General features: G+C 40.8%; 21 protein-coding genes. 13 read left to right on the plus strand and 8 right to left on the minus strand.

The window, feature by feature from the left end:
* Positions 1–6: 6 nt before the first annotated feature.
* The 4 genes from ACOB80_RS13890 to ACOB80_RS13905 all read left to right on the plus strand — a co-directional run bounded on the left by ACOB80_RS13890 (position 7) and on the right by ACOB80_RS13905 (position 2,344).
* The gene (locus ACOB80_RS13890; protein WP_473166450.1) at positions 7–564 is read left to right on the plus strand and encodes a YqgE/AlgH family protein; all 558 of its coding nucleotides are present in this window, start codon (positions 7–9) and stop codon (positions 562–564) included.
* Between the two features lie 27 nt (positions 565–591).
* A complete protein-coding gene (ruvX, locus tag ACOB80_RS13895; RefSeq protein ID WP_473166451.1) occupies positions 592–1,038 on the plus strand; it encodes a Holliday junction resolvase RuvX in 447 nt (148 codons plus the stop codon).
* Positions 1,028–1,693: an NAD(P)H-binding protein gene (locus ACOB80_RS13900; protein WP_473166452.1), complete on the plus strand. Its 666-nt coding sequence runs from the start codon at positions 1,028–1,030 to the stop codon at positions 1,691–1,693. Before ruvX ends, ACOB80_RS13900 begins: the two co-directional genes overlap by 11 nt.
* 105 nt (positions 1,694–1,798) lie before the next feature.
* Positions 1,799–2,344: a hypothetical protein gene (locus ACOB80_RS13905; protein ID WP_473166453.1), complete on the plus strand. Its 546-nt coding sequence runs from the start codon at positions 1,799–1,801 to the stop codon at positions 2,342–2,344.
* An 81-nt stretch (positions 2,345–2,425) separates the two neighbouring features.
* On the opposite strand, the gene ACOB80_RS13910 is transcribed toward ACOB80_RS13905, so the two are convergent.
* On the minus strand, positions 2,426–3,550 hold the full coding sequence (locus tag ACOB80_RS13910; RefSeq protein WP_473166454.1) for a PilT/PilU family type 4a pilus ATPase: 1,125 nt from the start codon (positions 3,548–3,550) through the stop codon (positions 2,426–2,428).
* Between the two features lie 15 nt (positions 3,551–3,565).
* Positions 3,566–4,609, minus strand: coding sequence for a type IV pilus twitching motility protein PilT (locus tag ACOB80_RS13915; protein WP_473166455.1), 1,044 nt, complete (start codon positions 4,607–4,609; stop codon positions 3,566–3,568).
* Between the two features lie 65 nt (positions 4,610–4,674).
* Here ACOB80_RS13915 and ACOB80_RS13920 point away from each other — a divergent pair, with 65 nt between their 5' ends.
* The 4 genes from ACOB80_RS13920 to ACOB80_RS13935 all read left to right on the plus strand — a co-directional run bounded on the left by ACOB80_RS13920 (position 4,675) and on the right by ACOB80_RS13935 (position 7,334).
* Positions 4,675–5,349, plus strand: coding sequence for a YggS family pyridoxal phosphate-dependent enzyme (locus tag ACOB80_RS13920; RefSeq protein WP_473166456.1), 675 nt, complete (start codon positions 4,675–4,677; stop codon positions 5,347–5,349).
* Between the two features lie 20 nt (positions 5,350–5,369).
* Positions 5,370–6,191, plus strand: coding sequence for a pyrroline-5-carboxylate reductase (gene proC / locus ACOB80_RS13925; RefSeq protein WP_473166656.1), 822 nt, complete (start codon positions 5,370–5,372; stop codon positions 6,189–6,191).
* A gap of 129 nt (positions 6,192–6,320) precedes the next feature.
* Positions 6,321–6,869 (plus strand): YggT family protein, encoded by a 549-nt coding sequence (locus ACOB80_RS13930; RefSeq protein WP_473166457.1) that lies wholly within the window; start codon positions 6,321–6,323, stop codon positions 6,867–6,869.
* A gap of 27 nt (positions 6,870–6,896) precedes the next feature.
* The gene (locus ACOB80_RS13935; protein ID WP_473166458.1) at positions 6,897–7,334 is read left to right on the plus strand and encodes a DUF4426 domain-containing protein; all 438 of its coding nucleotides are present in this window, start codon (positions 6,897–6,899) and stop codon (positions 7,332–7,334) included.
* Positions 7,335–7,413: 79 nt separating this feature from the next.
* Here ACOB80_RS13935 and ACOB80_RS13940 read toward each other — a convergent pair whose 3' ends face one another.
* Positions 7,414–8,313 carry an EamA family transporter gene (locus ACOB80_RS13940; RefSeq protein WP_473166459.1) on the minus strand — a complete coding sequence of 300 codons (900 nt, stop codon included), beginning with the start codon at positions 8,311–8,313 and terminating at the stop codon, positions 7,414–7,416.
* A gap of 88 nt (positions 8,314–8,401) precedes the next feature.
* Here ACOB80_RS13940 and ACOB80_RS13945 point away from each other — a divergent pair, with 88 nt between their 5' ends.
* The 3 genes from ACOB80_RS13945 to tadA are packed head-to-tail and all read left to right on the plus strand — an operon-like array spanning position 8,402 to position 10,683.
* On the plus strand, positions 8,402–8,992 hold the full coding sequence (locus ACOB80_RS13945) for an XTP/dITP diphosphatase (protein WP_473166460.1): 591 nt from the start codon (positions 8,402–8,404) through the stop codon (positions 8,990–8,992).
* Positions 8,993–9,000: 8 nt separating this feature from the next.
* Positions 9,001–10,146 (plus strand): radical SAM family heme chaperone HemW, encoded by a 1,146-nt coding sequence (gene hemW / locus ACOB80_RS13950; RefSeq protein WP_473166461.1) that lies wholly within the window; start codon positions 9,001–9,003, stop codon positions 10,144–10,146.
* A complete protein-coding gene (gene tadA / locus ACOB80_RS13955) occupies positions 10,147–10,683 on the plus strand; it encodes a tRNA adenosine(34) deaminase TadA (RefSeq protein ID WP_473166462.1) in 537 nt (178 codons plus the stop codon).
* A 100-nt stretch (positions 10,684–10,783) separates the two neighbouring features.
* Here the strand turns inward: tadA and ACOB80_RS13960 are convergent, their stop codons facing one another.
* Both ACOB80_RS13960 and ACOB80_RS13965 read right to left on the minus strand, forming a co-directional pair.
* Positions 10,784–11,371, minus strand: a complete 588-nt coding sequence (locus ACOB80_RS13960; RefSeq protein ID WP_473166463.1) for a PEP-CTERM sorting domain-containing protein — start codon at positions 11,369–11,371, stop codon at positions 10,784–10,786.
* Positions 11,372–11,593: 222 nt separating this feature from the next.
* Positions 11,594–12,535: a LysR family transcriptional regulator gene (locus ACOB80_RS13965; protein ID WP_473166464.1), complete on the minus strand. Its 942-nt coding sequence runs from the start codon at positions 12,533–12,535 to the stop codon at positions 11,594–11,596.
* A 121-nt stretch (positions 12,536–12,656) separates the two neighbouring features.
* Between ACOB80_RS13965 and ACOB80_RS13970 the strand changes: the two genes are divergently transcribed.
* Positions 12,657–13,379, plus strand: a complete 723-nt coding sequence (locus ACOB80_RS13970; protein ID WP_473166465.1) for an SDR family oxidoreductase — start codon at positions 12,657–12,659, stop codon at positions 13,377–13,379.
* A gap of 96 nt (positions 13,380–13,475) precedes the next feature.
* Here the strand turns inward: ACOB80_RS13970 and ppc are convergent, their stop codons facing one another.
* Positions 13,476–16,031, minus strand: a complete 2,556-nt coding sequence (ppc, locus tag ACOB80_RS13975; protein WP_473166466.1) for a phosphoenolpyruvate carboxylase — start codon at positions 16,029–16,031, stop codon at positions 13,476–13,478.
* A 115-nt stretch (positions 16,032–16,146) separates the two neighbouring features.
* Between ppc and ACOB80_RS13980 the strand changes: the two genes are divergently transcribed.
* Entirely contained in the window at positions 16,147–17,073 is a 927-nt protein-coding gene (locus tag ACOB80_RS13980) for a LysR family transcriptional regulator (protein ID WP_473166467.1), read from the plus strand.
* Between the two features lie 11 nt (positions 17,074–17,084).
* Here ACOB80_RS13980 and ACOB80_RS13985 read toward each other — a convergent pair whose 3' ends face one another.
* Positions 17,085–17,717, minus strand: a complete 633-nt coding sequence (locus ACOB80_RS13985; protein ID WP_473166468.1) for a LysE family translocator — start codon at positions 17,715–17,717, stop codon at positions 17,085–17,087.
* 129 nt (positions 17,718–17,846) lie between these two features.
* On the minus strand, positions 17,847–18,629 hold the full coding sequence (locus tag ACOB80_RS13990) for a hypothetical protein (protein ID WP_473166469.1): 783 nt from the start codon (positions 18,627–18,629) through the stop codon (positions 17,847–17,849).
* Between the last annotated feature and the right edge of the window lie 261 nt (positions 18,630–18,890).

The following is an 18,890-nucleotide window of genomic DNA, read 5'->3' on the forward strand; positions in this document are numbered from 1 at the left end:
GAATGTGTGGAAAGTTTAGAAAATCAATTACTAATAGCAATGCCTAGTTTGAACGATCCGTATTTCAATAAAACGGTGACTTATATTTGCGAACATAACGACGAAGGTGCGATGGGGTTGATCATCAACCTGCCAATAGAACTGACACTAAACGAGTTGTTAGCTCAATTAGAAGAAGATTTAGCACAAGAAAGCCCTGAGTTAGCACAACGTGTGTTAAATGGTGGCCCTGTATCAACAGATAGAGGGTTTGTGTTACATAAGCCTCAGTCAGGTTGGTCTAGTTCGTTAGCGCTTAGCAAAGATGTCATGATCACCACATCAAAAGACATTCTATTGTCCTTAGGCAGTGACAAAGCGCCTGATAAATACATGGTGACTCTAGGCTATGCTGGCTGGGGTCCTGGGCAGCTTGAGCAAGAAATCCAAGCAAATTCTTGGCTGACCACCCCAGCAGATGAAGAAATTCTCTTCGATACCCCAATTGAAATGCGCTGGCAAAAAGCCACTGAAAAATTGGGCATTGATTTAGCTCACCTGTCTAGTGACGTCGGTCACGCTTAATAGGCAAAGGTAGCAACAGATATAACCATGCAAGATAAAAAGACAGAAATTGGTAAAAGAACCGTTTTAGGCTTCGATTTTGGCAAAAAATATATTGGCGTTGCTGTAGGCCAAGAACTTACAGGTACGGCAACTCCATTAGGCTCGATTAAAGCAAAAGACGGTATCCCTAACCAAGAGCAATTGAAGAAATTTTTCAACGAATGGCAACCCGATTTACTCATTGTCGGCTTGCCTCTCAATATGGATGGCACGCCACAACAAGTGACCTTTGATGCAAAAAAATTTGGTAACCGTTTAGCCAATGACTATCGTCTTCCCGTTGAATTTCAAGATGAGCGCCTAACCACGGCAGACGCAAAACAAGCTCTATTTGATCACGGCGGATATCGAAACCTGAAAAAAGATAATATTGACGCGGAATCAGCCCGTTTAATTATCGAAAGCTTCTTTGAAAGTCAGTATGGCGAGTAACCCCCAAAAAGTCGCGATTGTTCTGGGTGCAACAGGACTAATAGGCAAGCACCTCACTGATGAGTTAATAAACAACAGTTCTTTCGCCCAAATTATTGCTATTACTAGGCGCCCTGTCGATTACAACTCAGATAAAGTCATAAATAAGGTCATCGACTTTAACCAGATGGAACAATATGCAGATTGTTTCGTCGGCGATGCTTTGTTCTCATGTTTAGGTACAACCAAAAGTCAAGCAGGCTCTATTGAAGCGCAACGTAAGGTTGATGTTGACTATCAATTTGAAGCAGCACAATTAGCACTAAAAGGCGGAGTTAAGCATATACTGTTAGTGTCTTCCAGCGGCGCCAATAGTCAGAGCCGTGCACCTTACTTTAAAATGAAGGGTGAACTTGAAGGTAAGGTATCAGCCTTAGCATTTGAAAAAACAAGCATTGTTCAACCGTCTCTATTAATTGGCGACCGTGATCATTTTCGCCTTGGTGAATCCCTTGCAAGTTACGTCATGCCAATACTTTGTCTTTTGCCACCTTTAGCTAAATACAAGCCCATTACAGGCAAGCAAGTGGCCAAAAAAATGATACATATTGCAGACAATCAACTGGAGAAAGTGGCCGTTTACAAATTAGATGAGCTATTCAACTTGTCAAGATAACGCTACATCACCCAATCGTTTATAACTCTATTCTCGTCTTTGGATTTTGCTTAACTAATCTTTGCTGTCTAAATTTAAAATATGTTCATTGAATGGGAAATCCAAATGATGCTTTTTAAGGCCATTCACGCTTACTTCGATATTTTCAAAGGGAAATGTGACAATCTAATCAGCATTAGAAGCTCTAAAACCCTTTCCAAACAAGAACTGCTCAATTGTCATAATCAGTTATTGAGTGACTTAATTAACATGCACGCAAAAAGTAGTCTGCTAGCTCAATACGTGAGTATTAATAGTGAATCTTTTGAAAGCGACATGAAAGACATATTTGGCGAACAAGACCTGATCAAAGAAATTATCAAAACTGGCTCAAACCTATCGGACTATTTTGGTTATTGTGGCTTTTGTTCAGACTCGCTAGATATTCATGACGGCTTTTCATTAGTAGTCGACAGAAACATTTTCGCTTTTTCGCCTAACGATGTACGGGCCTTTTCAGGCCTAATTGCTAGAACGATTAGATTTAGAAAAGCGGTAAAACAAGGGAGAAAGTATGATCCTGCTTATCAATTGCCAACTTACTCCATCGATGGCGTGCCTTTTAACATTGTCCCGGTCGCCAAAATAAAGTATCCATTTACAGCTTTTTAAATACTCAATGCCTTGCGACGCATAAAAAAAGCGAGCAAACGCTCGCTTTAAAATTCATTCATATTGTTCTGTTTTAGCTAGTTAATCCGTAGGCTCTAGACCATCGATGGTAACGCCAGCAAGTGAGCCAGAGCCACCTTGGTCATTACTTCTTAATTTGATCATCAAGCGTAAATCATTCGGTGAATCGGCGTGGTGTATCGCATCAGCGTAGTTAATTAAGCCACGCTGGTATAAATTAAACAGCGCTTGGTCAAAAGTCTGCATTCCTTGTTCTGTCGATTTTTCCATAACCTCCTTGATATCACCTACCTCACCTTTTTTAATCAGCTCGGCGATATAAGGTGAATTCAATAGGATCTCAATAGCCGCTACTCGTCCATTACCATCGCGCGTTGGAATTAATTGCTGTGCAATAATGCCACGTAAGTTTAAGGCTAAATCAAACAACAGCTTACCGTGTTGCTCAGCAGGCACCAAGTGCATGATACGGTCAATCGCTTGGTTTGCATTGTTGGCATGAAGTGTTGCAATACATAAGTGACCTGTTTCAGCAAAGGCTAACGCATGCTCCATAATTTCCTGGCTTCGGATCTCACCAATTAGGATAACGTCAGGCGCTTGACGAAGTGAGCTTTTAAGCGCAGCATCAAAGCTCTCGGTATCCAAACCGACTTCACGTTGAGTGATCATCGATTTACCGTGTTCGTGTACAAATTCAACCGGATCTTCAATGGTAAGAATATGGCCACGAGAGTTCTTGTTACGGTAACCAATTAATGCTGCCATTGACGTTGATTTACCCGTACCCGTACCACCAACAAACAGCACTAAACCGCGCTTTGACATGACCACGTCTTTTAATACCGACGGCAAGCCTAAATCATCGGCTTCAGGAATTTCGGTTACAATACGACGAATAACCATACCCGCCATATCACGTTGCCAAAATGCCGAAACACGAAATCGACCGATACCATCGATAGAAATCGCAAAGTTACATTCTTTCTCTTGGTCAAATTCCGCTTTTTGTTTGTCATTCATTGCACTATGAACAAGGTCAAGTGCTCCTTCTGGGGATAAAACCTGATCGTGAATAGGCGTCAATTCACCATTGATTTTAGCGCTAACAGGCATCTTCGCCGTAACAAACATATCAGAGGCACTTTCTTGCACCATCTTTTCTAAATATTGATGAAACATCATAATTAACGTTACTCCTTAAAAACCTTGGAATTGGTTTTTATCGGCCGCTTTTTCCATCGCATCTTGACGGGTGATCAAGCCGCGGTTGACTAAGTTTTGTAAACATTGATCCATGGTCTGCATACCATGTTGCATCCCTGTTTGAATAGCAGAGTACATTTGCGCGACTTTATCTTCACGAATTAAGTTACGAATAGCTGGCACACCAATCATAATTTCATGTGATGCAACTCGGCCACCACCAACTTTTTTCACTAATGTTTGAGAAATAACTGCTCGTAAAGATTCCGACAGCATAGAGCGAACCATAGATTTTTCTTCGGCAGGGAATACGTCGATAATACGGTCAATGGTTTTAGGTGCAGAGGTGGTATGTAGTGTGCCAAACACTAAATGACCAGTCTCTGCCGCTGTCATGGCTAAACGGATGGTTTCTAAATCACGCATCTCACCAACTAAGATAACATCCGGGTCTTCACGAAGTGCAGAGCGTAGTGCAGCATTAAAACTTAAGGTATCGCGATGCACTTCACGTTGGTTGATCAAACACATTTTGTTTTCGTGAACAAATTCGATTGGGTCTTCGATGGTAAGAATGTGATCGTGTTTATAATTATTAATATAGTCTATCATCGCCGCTAGTGTAGTCGACTTACCTGAACCTGTTGGCCCCGTCACTAATACTAACCCGCGTGGGTTATCAGCAATATCACGGAAAATATCTGGGCAGCCTAAATCTTCTAAAGAGAGTACTTTACTTGGGATCGTACGAAATACCGCCGCAGGCCCTCGGTTTTGGTTAAAAGCATTTACCCTGAAGCGGGCAAGATTTGGTACTTCAAAAGAAAAATCCACTTCCATGTTTTCTTCGTATTCTTTGCGTTGACGATCATTCATGATGTCATAAACCAACGCATTTACATCTTTAGCGTCAAACGCTGGTATGTTAAGCTTTCGGACATCACCATCAACCCTTATTAGTGGTGGTACACCAGTGGATAAGTGTAAATCGGATGCATTATTTTCTACGCTAAACGCGAGTAATTCGGTAATATCCATAAAAACCTCTTAATTTGTTTACCAAAGGCAAATGTCATATTGCCATTAAACGACAAAAATAAACAATGACTGATATAAAAGATAATCTTGTCGCAGTAGAACTGCAAATTAGCAAGGCATGTAAACATGCAGAACGAGCGCGAGAAGACGTGCATTTGTTGGCGGTGAGCAAAACCAAGCCAATTGAAATGATCAAACAAGCTTACGATGCGGGACAACGCGCTTTCGGCGAAAATTATGTTCAAGAAGCAGTAGAAAAAGTTTCTCAATTATCTGATCTTCAAAATATTGTTTGGCATTTTATCGGCCCTATTCAATCAAATAAAACCCGACTTATTGCCGATAATTTTGCTTGGGTTCACAGTGTCGATAGAGCAAAAATTGCTAAACGACTAAATGAACAAAGGTCTGGTCAAGATACTCCGCTAAATGTTTGTTTACAAGTAAATATTAGTGAGGAAGAGTCAAAGTCTGGCGCTACTCCAGACGAAGTTAAAGCCTTGGCTGAAATAGTGTCAGAATGTGAACACCTTGAACTACGCGGCTTGATGGCGATTCCAGCGAAAGAAAACGTTGAACAGAGTTTTAGTAAAATGAAATCGTTGTTTGACGAATTAAAATCGGAATATGCCTCAGTAGACACGCTTTCTATGGGCATGTCCGGCGATTTACAACAAGCCATTTCAAATGGTTCTACTATGGTACGAATAGGCACAGCCTTATTTGGTGCTAGAAACTAATAAATTATAATTACAAGAGAATTACCATGTCTAAAATTGCCTTTATTGGTGCAGGAAACATGAACAGCGCCGTTGTTACAGGCTTAGTGACAAACGGCTATACACCACAAGATATTATTGTTGCCAACCCTTCGTCAGAAAAACGTGAGCGATTGGCAGACAAATTTCAAGTTAAGCACACAGCGAACAATATTGAAGCCGCAGAATTTGCTGATTACATCGTATTAGGCGTTAAACCATATCTAGTGGCTGACGTATTAAAAGAAATAGCTGCGAATATCGATATTTCTGGCAAGTGCTTTTTGTCCGTCGCTGCTGGTTGCTCAATCGACACCATGGAACAAGCACTGGGTAAAGCAGCTCCGGTTGTTCGCACCATGCCCAATACCCCTGCACAATTAGGCTTAGGCGTAACTGGCCTTTTCGCTTCTCCTTTAGTGTCAGAGGAGCAAAAAGCTAAAGCAGAAGAGATGATGTCTGCCGTTGGTATCGTAAAGTGGCTAGAAAAAGAAAGTGACATTAATAGTATTACTGCCCTTTCAGGCTCTGGCCCGGCGTACTTTTTCTTGTTTATGGAAGCGATGGAAAAGCAGGCAAAATTGCTAGGGTTTGACGATGAAAGTGCAAGACAAATAGTTCAGCAAACGGCCTTAGGCGCGGCAGAAATGGTTGTTCACAATTCTGTTTCTATTGGGCAGTTACGTGAAAATGTTACCTCAAAAGGCGGAACTACACAGGCTGCGCTTAATCATTTTGACCAAGGCGGCTTAACGCAGTTAGTAAGTGGATCCATTAATGCGGCACTTGCTCGCGCCGAAGAAATGGCAAAAGATAACAGCTAAGTCGTTTGTTTTTATGCAACGCCAATCATTCTAAATATTGTATCTAGTTACAACTTTACGATGATTTTACGTTGAAATTAAGCAACCAAGACACTACGTTAGTGATAGATAACTTTATTGGAGTTTTACATGCAAGCAATTAATTTCTTGCTCGATTTTTTCTTTGACGCCTTTTTAATGGTGTTAATTATTCGTGTTTGGTTACAACTCGTTCGTGCTGACTTTTACAACCCATTAAGTCAGTTTGTTGTTAAAATTACCAACCCTGTTGTTATTCCATTTAGACGCGTAATTCCGGGGTTAGGCGGAATCGATTTAGCGACCTTGCTAATCGCTTATATCGTCGCAGTGAGTAAGTTTATTGTGTTGTCGTTGGTAAACGGTGGTCCAATTGATATAGTCCCATCTTTGTTGATCGGTATTATCTTCTTAATAAAGAAAACTGGCTTCTTAATGTTTATTTTGATGCTGGTAATGGCGATTATGAGCTGGGTAGTACAAGGTTATAACCCAACAATGGCGCTACTGCATCAATTGACAGAGCCACTATTACGCCCTATTCGTAAAGTCATTCCACCAGTGGGCGGCTTAGATCTATCGATAATTGCCGCGTTTTTATTGTTGAATGTCATCAACTTTATGCTAGCAGATATCATTCCATACTGGCGCATGCTGTAGCCTGTTACCATAGTTTAGGAGCCGCACATGAAACCATTATTCGCCGTTATAATGTTAACCATCGTGTTACTTGGTCAAAGTTATTCAGCACAAGCCGAAAACATGAAAAAGCTAGGTAACATGAATGTTCATTACATGGCCATTGGCGCGACATTTTTAACCCCTAAAGTTGCACAAACTTATGGCATTGAACGTAGTAAGTACAATGGATTAATCAACATCTCGGTACTTGATAATACTGTGAAAGGAAACCCTGCTAAAACCGTTAAAATAACAGGCACTGCACGTAACCTTTTAGGTCAAGAAAAGCCGTTAGATTTTGTTGAAGTAAAAGAAGGTGATGCCATTTATTATTTGGCACAAGTCGCTTATCGCAACGAAGAAACGGTTCGCTTTAAGTTAACCATCGATGATGGCAAAGAGCAGCAGCAATTAGAGTTTAATCAAAAATTCTATGTTGATTAAGGCTGACTTTCTTAACAGATAAAAACAAAAAACCGTGAATCATTTCACGGTTTTTTTATAGGTCGGTATCACCCAAAACTTATTTACTCAACTTCAATCTTTGTAAAGCCTTAACTTTGCCACCCAAGGTATTTATAACAAGGCCAATCATCACTAACACCATGCCAGCAATTTGACTAGATTCTATTTCTTCGCCTAAGAACCATTGTGCACATACCAGCCCGACTACAGGAACGGCCAAAGTTAACGGCGCAACTTGCCCGGCAGGGTATTTAGCCAGTAAATGACTCCACAAGCTATAACCGACAATCGATGCTGCAAAAGCCAAATAAGCGATAACAAACAGCGACTTCTGATTAACATACATAATAGAGTCAATAACCGCTTGTGTGCCCTCTAGGTACCAACCTGATAGCAAAAATGGAATAAATGCCACCCAAGACGACCAAACCACTAAACCTAAGTTTGCCTTATATCCTTTGTTATTAATAACTCGATTAACAATATTTCCCAACGCCCATGCAATCGCGCCAGCGATGGTAAAAGCAAAGCCTATAGCGGTCATATCAGTTTCCTGACCTGCTACCGCGATTTGCCACAAGCCGATGAAAGCTAGGCCAACCGCTAATAGTTGATAAAACCTGACAGTTTCTTTTAACAACAAGGCACCAAATAAGAGCGTGAACAAGGCTTGTGACTGCAAAACCAGCGAGGCCAAGCCAGCTGGCATGCCGTAAGCCAGCGCAGAAAATAGAAAAGCAAACTGGCCAAAACATAACGTAAAGGCGTATAGCGCCATCCAACGCCACGGAATATCGGGCTTTTTCACAAACAAGGAGCCAATGGCTGCTATCATCAAAAATCGTGCAGCGCCTAGAAGCAAAGGTGGAATATCTTGCACGCCCCAAGCGATAACAACAAAGTTAAAGCCCCAAATACAGATTATGATCAAACCAAGAAGGTTGTCTTTTAACGACATAGAGTGGATTCTTTACGACAAGTGATTCTGCTTGCCTGTAGATTAAGGTATTATTAGCGCCATTCAAAGCTCACCGTAAAGTAAATCGATGAAAAAAGTAGTTTTAGCGACAGGCAACCAAGGTAAAGTTAAAGAATTGGCGGCAATGTTAGCCGACCAAAATATAGAAGTGCTACCTCAGAGCGACTTCTCAGTGCCTGATGTACCAGAAACTGGCACCACGTTTGTTGAAAATGCGATAATTAAAGCTCGCCATGCAGCTAAACTTACTGGCTTACCAGCAATTGCCGATGATTCAGGGTTAGCTGTTGATGCTTTAGGTGGCGCACCTGGCGTATATTCAGCGCGCTATTCGGGTGACAATGCGACTGACAAAACAAATAACGAAAAGCTGTTAACTGAATTAACAGGCGTTCCTGAACAAGAAAGAAACGCACAATTTCACTGTGTTTTGGTATACATGAGCCATGCTGACGACCCAACACCTATTATTTGCCACGGTGTATGGCAAGGTTCTATTTTAACTGAAGCGAAAGGCAGCCAAGGCTTTGGTTACGATCCGTTATTCTGGCAAGAAGATTTACAACAATCCTCTGCAGAACTACCGCGAGACGTTAAGAACAGTCTAAGCCATCGCGGCAAAGCATTGGCTCAACTTGTTAAGCAATTAAAAGACTAATCAGCCATATGTTAGTAGCTCCACCGCTTTCTTTGTATATTCATATCCCTTGGTGTGTCGAGAAGTGCCCCTATTGCGACTTTAATTCTCATGCCGTTAAGCAAGGCATTCCTGAGCAAGAATATGTTGCCGAACTCCTATTGGATTTAGAAGCTGACTTAAATAGGTTCTCTATTAAAGACCGCAAGCTTGAATCTATTTTTATCGGTGGCGGTACACCTAGTTTATTTTCAGCGAAGGCTATCGAAGAAATACTTTCGGGTGTTAAAAAGCGCATACCTTTTGCCCCAGATATTGAAGTTACTTTAGAAGCAAACCCTGGCACCGTTGAAGCAGATAAGTTTATCGGCTTTGCCAACGCAGGTGTTACGCGGTTATCTATTGGTGTGCAAAGTTTCGCTTCAGACAAGTTAATTAAACTCGGGAGAATTCATGATAGCGACCAAGCTAAAAGGGCAGCAACTCTTGCCCATGAATGTGGTGTTAATAGCTTTAATCTAGACTTAATGCATGGTTTACCTAGTCAATCATTAGCACATGCGCTTGACGATTTAAACACAGCAATAGCGCTAGCGCCTAAGCATTTGTCGTGGTATCAACTGACCATAGAGCCGAACACCGCCTTTTATTCCAAGCCGCCACAGCTACCTGAGGACGATACTTTATGGGAAATTCAAGAAAAAGGTGTTGAGCTGTTACGTGAAGCAGGCTATGAGCAATACGAAATATCTGCATACGCGAAACCAGGGCAGCAATGTAAACACAATTTAAATTACTGGCGCTTCGGCGACTACCTAGGGATCGGTTGCGGTGCTCACGGTAAAATAACGCTGCCAGAAGAAAACAAGATTGTTCGCACGGTAAAAGTTAAGCACCCAAAAGGCTACCTTGAACCAGAGCGTGATCACTTAGACCATTTAAACACAGTAGAAAAAGACGAACTCCCTTTTGAGTTTATGATGAACCAACTTAGATTAACTTCATCATTTACGCTTGCCGATTTTGAACAACGTACAGGCTTGTCAAGGTCAACAATAGAAAGTGAGATGTTCAATGCCCGCGACAAGGGGTTATTACATCAAGAAAATGATAATTGGCGCGTAACCACTTTAGGTCATAGATACTTAAATAGTTTGTTGGAGAGCTTTTTATAAATGGCTGATACAGAAACAGTCGAGCGTTTTACGTTAGCAGATAAACAATTTATGCAGCGCGCCATTGAGCTTGCGCAACAAGCCGAAGCAATTGATGAAATTCCGGTAGGTGCCGTGGTGGTTGCTGATGGAAAAATCATAGGTGAAGGTTATAACCAATCAATTACCTTAAACGATCCGTCAGCACACGCTGAAATGATGGCAATTAGGCAAGCAGGCCAAGCGCTCAATAATTACCGAATGCTCGATTGCACCTTGTATGTAACGCTTGAACCTTGCCCTATGTGCGCAGGGCTACTTGTTCATAGCCGCATAAAACGCATTGTATTTGCCTCCACAGATGGTAAAACGGGTAGCGCAGGAACGGTGTTTAACCTACTGCAAGAGCCAAAGCTCAACCATCAAGTAGAAATAGAGCAAGGATTACTGCAAGAAGAATGTAGCGCTATGCTTTCAGCCTTTTTTAAGCGCCGCAGAAAAGAGCACAAAGAACTGAAAAAAGCCCGCAAATTAGCCGAACAAAATACTAGCGAGTAAACCATATCGGTTCATAAAAGCTAAGACGCAATTAATACGAAACTTGTGAGGAAACCAAAACGCTAACCATTCAATTGAGCGTTTTGGTAAATAATATAAATTATAAAAATTGTGATTTCTTTTTGCGAAAAGCAATAACCAGTGCACTTAGGAAAAATAAAGCTACCACGGGAGGCTCTGGAATTGGGTTCCCGCTTGAACTACCAGACTGCCTCATAGTAATAGTCGTACTATACCCGCCTCTACCATCTATAGATTGATCCAATCCTAAAGCAAAGCTACCTGAACCAAAGGCATATTGAGGAAAGGAACTTACTCCTATCAAAAGGATATTAGACGTTGGGTTTGAATTATTGCCAAAGACCATCCAAGTGCCTGTTGACGTAAATGTTACATTATTACCGCCGTTAGCTATATTAACAAAAAAATTCTCGTCTTTTGCAGGATCGAATTGGTTTGCTGACCAGGTATTCCCACTAAAGGAAGCTGACATTGAAATCGAATCAGTTAATAACAAACTTTCCCAACTATAAGAGCCATCGCCAAGATTATCTAACAACATACTTATAGTCCCACTATTTCCGATAGTTGGAGACAAATTAAAGTCTATCTGAATTAAATTAGCATGAACGTTTGTTGATTTAATGCTTAAAAACAATACCACTATAAATATCATACATTTTTTCATTTTATTGTTCCCTATGCCGATGTTTAAGTTTTATTTACACGTAAAACAACTGGCAGACTCGATGCAAAAACCACTCCATTACAATAAACGTTTGTAAAAACGAATGTTTTTTAAACAATCTATAAAGGAGTGTAGTACGTTTGTAAAAAAAACTGACACACTACATACCAACTAAGCAGCCTAAAATAAAACAATCGTCACTAAAAGTTATTGGCTAACAATCTAGCTGCTAGTATCAAGCTCACTAGAAATTAACGGTAAATATTTATCGTCAAATCGCTCGATTAGCCAATCCATCAATAGCTTTACTCTATTTAATTGATACCTATTTGGCGGACATACTAATGAGATCGGTGTTTCTTCTGCCCACTCTGGTAACACCTCTTTCAATCGACCGCAGGTAATATCAGATTGACAATAAATATCAGCCAAGCGCGTAACACCTAGACCTTTAAGCGCTGCGTGATGCATCACCCTTCCACTAATAATTTTAGTGCCTTTATCAATTTGAATAGTTTTTTGCTCCGCGGTTTTATTTCTGTCAGCGTGACGCTTATTCATGGTCCAACTATTAACAGAACCATAAATTACTGGGACTTTTTTTAAATCTTCAGGTTCTAAGATCTTAGGTTGAACATTTAGAAAGCTTGGACTAGCAACATAATGTGTGGTGATGGAACGCACCTTCCGTGCAATCAAGCTAGAATCTGGCAACTGACCCATTCTAAGCACCAGATCATAATGGTTTTCAATTAAATCAACTCGAATACTTGAGAAATCCAAATGAACTTGCACGCTAGGGTACTGCTGTTGAAATTCAACAATGAGTGGACCAATAATATCTTCACCAATGAGGCCCCCAACGGAGTTCATTCGGATAACACCATTTATCTCACCAGTTGACTGCGTTGCCCATTCAGCCGCTGAATCTAAAGACAAAGTAGCCTGTTTACACCGCTGATAATAGCCCTCTCCCACTTCTGTTAACCTTAGTTGTCGAGTAGTACGATGCAAAAGCTGGACACGTAAGTCCCGTTCCAATTCAGAAACCAATTGGCTTAAATTTGCTTTAGAAAAACCTGATGCATCAGCGGCTGCGGTAAAACTGCCGTGCTCTGCTACTTTTATGAAAGCTCTAATTCCTCGCCAAGAAATATTGTTCATTTTTACCTAACAATGTTTTCAGATTAGACATGTTTTTCATTATAAAAATAGACGCTATAGTTTGTCTATCAATTGCAAAGAACAACAAATTCGTTTGTTCGTGCTTAAATAGGAGTTTGTTATGACTAAACCACTTGTTGTTATCACTGGCGCTAGTTCAGGTATTGGCGCTGCTATGGCGAAACATTTTTCAGAAATGGGCCACTCACTTTTGTTATTAGGTCGCAGAGTTGAAAAAATCGAAGCCCTTAACTTACCAAATGCGCTATGCCGCCAAGTTGACGTTACCGATGCAAATGCATTTCGGGCGGCGATTCAAGAAGCTGAAGCTGCCTTTGGTCCTGTAGATTGTTTAATTAACAATGCCGGCGTCATGTTATTGGGCCAAATAGATACACAGGATCCTGCAGAATGGAAAACCATGTACGATGTAAACGTATTAGCCTTATTAAACGGTATGCAAGCCGTACTTTCTGATATGAAAGCGCGAAACGCAGGAACGATTATTAATGTTAGCTCTGTCGCAGGTAAGAAAGCGTTCCCTAATCATGCCGCGTACGTGGGTACAAAATTCGCTGTATCATCAATTACTGAAAATGTACGTGAAGAAGTTGCCGATTATAATGTTCGCGTGATGGCAATTTGCCCAGGTGCGGTAGAAACTGAGCTTTTAGGCCATACAACAAATCAAGAAATTATCGACGGCTACAACGATTGGAAAGAGGCCATGGGCGGCGTTTTAGTGAGTGATGATATCGCCAGAACCGCGGCATTTATGTATTCTCAACCACAAAACGTTAATATTAGAGATGTGGTTATTACGGCGACACGTCAACAGCCCTAGAAGCATAGAGGCTTAGGTACTTATTACAGACACGATATCATATAAAAAGCCGATGATTATCATCGGCTTTTTCCTGTTCTATAGCACAAGCATTGATTAACCAGTATTACGCATACCTGTAGCAATACCTGCCATTGTCACCATTAATAACTGCTCATATACAGGATGCTCTGGATCATCTCGTAAGCGTTTTAATGCTTCAATCTGCATAATGTGTAAAGGTAACAAGTAATATTTTCTTAACTCAAACGAGCTTAAATTCCATGGATCTCGTTCAAGCGACTGCTCTTGCCCTAATAGCGATAATACGGCTTTTTCGTCTGCCTTTAATTGACTGCGTAACTCTTCACCTAAAGGTTTAAGGTCTTCTTCAACAAGAGCGTCATCATAAAGCTTAGCCACTAACGGCTCAGATTTTACGTAAACCATTTCTGTTAAAGAAATACGAGAATTAAAGTATGGCCACTCTTCAAGCATTTCATGCATGATCTTGCTCGCGTCTTCATTATCTGCGATAGCTTTGCCTAACCCTAACCAGCTTGGCACTACCATGCGATTTTGGCTCCATGCAAAAATCCAAGGAATTGCGCGTAAAGACTCAATGCCACCATCTGCACGACGTTTACTCGGGCGCGATCCTAAAGGCAAGGAAGATAGCTCTTGCTCTGGGGTGGTTTGTCTAAAATAGCGGACAAAATCTTCTTGTTCTTGCACGTAACTGCGATATTGAGAACAGCTCTGTTCAGCCATTTTATCCATAAGCTCGCGCCAATGAGCCTTTGGTTCAGGCGGTGGCGTAACTAATGACTCTAAAATCGCAGAAGCATACAAATGTAAACTGCGCACTGCTAGATTAGGTAAACCAAACTTATATCGAATAGTTTCGCCCTGCTCAGTGACACGTAAACCACCAGCTAAGGTACCGGGCGGTTGCGAAGCAATTGCCGCATTTGCTGGGCCGCCGCCACGACCAATTGTACCACCACGACCATGAAACAGTTTCAATTCAATATCGCGTTCTTTAAACACTTCCACTAATGATTCTTGCGCAGAGTATTGACCCCAAGTCGCTGCTAATACGCCGGCATCTTTCGCTGAATCACTGTAGCCAATCATCACATAATGTTTATCTTCGCACCGCTCGGCATAATCTTGAATATCAAGTAATTCCGCCATAACTTTTGGTGCATTGTTTAAGTCGTCTAAGGTCTCAAACAATGGTGCAATAGGCATGTTCCAACTCACGCCTGTCGCTTTTTGCAGAAGCGCCACGAGCAAAACGTCACTGGCTTGGCTTGCCATTGAAATGATATAGATGCCTAGTAACTCCGCAGGTTGTCGAGCTATCATCTGATAGGTATCCAACACCTCCCTGACATCAGACGAAAACTCAACCTGCGGAATTAAGGGTCTTTTACTTTTCAATTCGGAAAGTAAAAATTCGCAGCGTTGTTGTTCACTCCAACTTTCGTAGTCACCTAAACCCAAGGCTTGAGTAATTTCAGCCATCGCTTGATTATGACGTTCACTGTGTTGGCGAATATCAAGCTTCACCATTGAAATACCGAAGCAGTGTACTTTGCGGATCAAATCTAAAACACCTGAATCAGCAATTCTCACCAAACCATTTTCGATTAAGCTTTCACGACATCGGTAAAGTGGTGCCAATAAATCCTGTTTAGACTCAATCGCGCCTTCAAGTTTTCCATGGCTCAATTGGTCAACCGTATAAGCTAAGCGATCAACAACATTTTTAAGTTGATGACGATAAGGACCGATGTTTTCAACATCTTCTTGCACTAAATCGTAACTCGCGTTGTTCATGGATAGCTCTAAATACAATTCTTTAAAGTCTTGAAGATATAGCTCTGCTGCGCGTAAACGGGCGTTGAGTATCGCTTGTTCACTTAATTTTGCGGTAACAAATGGGTTACCGTCGCGGTCGCCAGCCATCCAGCTAGCCATAGTAATAGGGGTATAGTCTAATGCGACTGGCTCACCCGTGAGTTTTTTGGCAACTTCATCGAGTTCTCGAATGAACTTAGGAACTGCTTGCCATAGGCTATCGGCAATAACATCTAAACCCCAACGAGACTCATCGAGTGGCGTTGGGCGCTCATTTCTTATTTCATTGGTAAACCAAGCTTGTTCGATTAACTCAGCAATGCGAGTAGTATCTTCAGGGTTTGCTTCAAGTTCTAACGCGATTTGATGATATTTGTGGATAAAAGTACGGCGATTTACTTCCGTTGGGTGAGCCGTAAGCACTAGCTCTACATGCAGTTTTTCTAGCGCTTGTTTGAAAGTGGCGGCATCAACATCACCTAATTTTTGTTGAAGAGTTTCCAGTGGATGAGCTAGATCTAATTCTGCAAGCCCCTGTTCGCTCACAGTGTATTGCTGTTCAGCAATATTGGCCAAGTTTAAGAACTGGCTAAACGCGCGGGCAAACACCAACATGTCTTGTTCATTCGTTTTGCCGAACAACGCCTGTAACTCAGCTAACGCACTTTTATCGTCGTTCATTACATTGCGGCTTAAATGACGAATGTGCTCAATTTGATCTACCCATTCATCGCCTTTTTCTACCGCGATAGTTTGGCCTAATAACTGACCTAGCACCCGAACATTGTTGCGAATCGCTTCTAACATGTTTCTCGGCTCCCCTATTTATAGTGATATTTTGTTGATTAACATCAGATTAAACTTGCACAAATATTAATTCCAATATATATAAACTAATAACTCTATTTATTTTTATCTATACATGTTTCTAGCGAACCGCACACCGACTATCAGACAATTACAACTTTTTTCCATGTTAGTAGAAACGAAAAGTGTTTCGAAAACGGCAGAAAGAATGTTTATTGCGCAGCCATCTGTGTCGATTCAGCTAAAAAAACTCTCAGAGTTATTAGACGTTGATCTTTATCATCAACAAGGTAAGAAAATTGTTATCACAGAGGCTGGCCTTAGTGTTTATCGTGCAGCTCAACAAGTGGCCAATAATTTTGAAAACTTAGCCATAGAATTAAATGCATATAATGGTTTGCAAGCAGGTACGCTTAGACTTTGTATTGTATCTACCGCGCAAAACTTTTTACCTAAGATACTGGGTCCCTTTTGCCGCAAATACCCCAACATAGATGTCGAACTAACCATACGAAACCGAAAAACCGTTATAGAGCGGGCAATGCAGAACCAAGATGATTTTTACGTACTAAGTCATTGCCCTGACGATTTACCACTAAACAAGGTACCTTTTCTCGATAATGATTTGGTCGTGATAGCGCCTGAACGGCATGAACTCACGCGAAAGAGCACTGTAACACTTAATAGAATTCAGCATTACCCTTTTATTTTACGAGAAAAAGGCTCAGGTACTCGTCGCACTATTGATAGGTTCTGTACCAAACACGGTATCGCACTAAGAGAACGTATGATGGTAGAAAGTAACGATGCCATTAAAAACATGGTGGCAGAAGGCCTAGGCCTTGCTATCTTAAGCCGCCACTCTTTTGAAAACCACCCTGTAAAGGGCATTGTAAAACTTAACGTAGAACAGTTCCCCATTACCAGCGATTGGTATTTAGTCCACAGTAAACAGCGTAAATTATCGCTACTCGCTCAAGCATTCAGTGACTATTTGCAAGACGAAACTTTAGGCGCTTTTCAATCTAGGCAGTCCACGTAACTTCAGCACTCCTATTTACTTGTCGCTAAGCGAGCTGCCAATGCAATGAAGATTACGCCGAGTAAACCATCTATATGCCTGCCAAGACGAAGTTTTTTTCCTATAACCGCACCGATTTTACTAAAGGTGATAGAAAACGAGCAATTCACTAAGAATGTAAAAACACTTAGCAATATTCCTAAGACTAAAATTTGCACCGATAAACTTGCTGTTCCAGTAGTAAATTGTGGGAGAAACAAACTAAAAAACATCAAGGCTTTGGGGTTAAGTAAATTATTTAAAAAGCCTCGATTAATTAAATTTGCATGCGTTAAATGACCATTTGGGTTATTCGAACTATTTTGGTGGCTTTTTCTACGCCAGCTCATGATCATTTTTACGCCTAAGTAACTCAGGTACAAGGCGCCAACAACTTTGACAGCAACTGCAAATATTGGCATGGCTTGCATTAATTGCCCTAAACCAAACGCGACTAAAAATGTTTGTAGTATACCTGCTAACAAAATACCTATTGATATCGATAGCCCTGCTTTAAATCCCTTGCTCGACGAATAAGTAGAAATAAGGACTAAGTCAGGACCAGGCGATATCGCGAGAAAGAAAATAGCAGTGAAAAATAAAGGTAATACTGAAAAATCTATCATCTAGGAATCTCGCTTTTCATTAACAATAAAGACAATTTTATGGTGCGAGATTAACGCATTTTTTTAAACATTTTTCATCTACTTTTCATTTTTTAAAGTGCAAATCAAACATTTTAAAATTAATAGCTGCTAAAATTGCTCTTTTCTGGCGAGGGTATAACTGTGAGTACCTTTATCTGTTACATAGGTATTCAAGGTTATAACAAATGCAAACTGCCACCAATATTGGATTTCAAGATCTTTCTTTATCAAATCATAAGTGTCGTCTTGGCGCTCAATCACTCTTATTTCACAGCCCGATGCTTTACACATCACAGAGTCGATAGTGACTGAAGGCGCCTGCTCATGCATTACGATAAAATCGCGTATTTGCTGCTCCATATTATCTCCCCAATCATAATCAGCTTCTTCGGCGTGCATTTCTTTAACGACATCAACATACTTATCACCTAAACTCGACACCACAGTTGCATAGGTTTCAGACATCAAGTCAGTTAAGGGTACACTTCTATTTGTATTGGTGTGGCCCTCTTCCACAAATTGATCTTTTTCTAATTCTTCTGAGCTATACAACTCATTTTGTTCGCTGGTGGCTAAAGCTTGTTGCTCTTTTTCATCAGCGCCCTGCTTAAAAGCAGCTAATTGAGTTTCTAGCACTTTGATGCTTTCACGAAGTTTCGCTATTTCATCTTGTTGTGGATTGGCGTTTTGTGAAGAAAGGTGACTTTCCGATTCATTGTCAATAGATGCACGAGTCGTCACAGTGCCGCTTTGTCGCGGATAACTATTGTGTGAAAGTTCTAGCAGTTTCTGCTGCGGTTGGCCTTGTTGATATTGAGTACCAGCATAAAATGACAGGGGAAAACCAAGTACAGCTAATACTGCGAATGAAGCTAAATTCCTTTTACTCATTAATCTACCTATTATCTAATTGTAATCAACCAAACAAAATTAGTTATCTATCATTTTGATTTATATAAAAATTAGAGTGCCACAATAACATTGTTTTTAGCTTTGATAAGGCGAAAGATAAAGAATAGATTTAAATTAGATATTTCGTTAGAGAATCGAACAAAGAATAACGAACAATTATCCTGCAATAATCGTTCGATATTTAAATTTAATGTCCGTTCCTCAGAATTTTATTTCAACACTTCGTTTAAATTACCCACA

The sequence above is a fragment of the Thalassotalea coralli genome, from assembly GCF_055786205.1.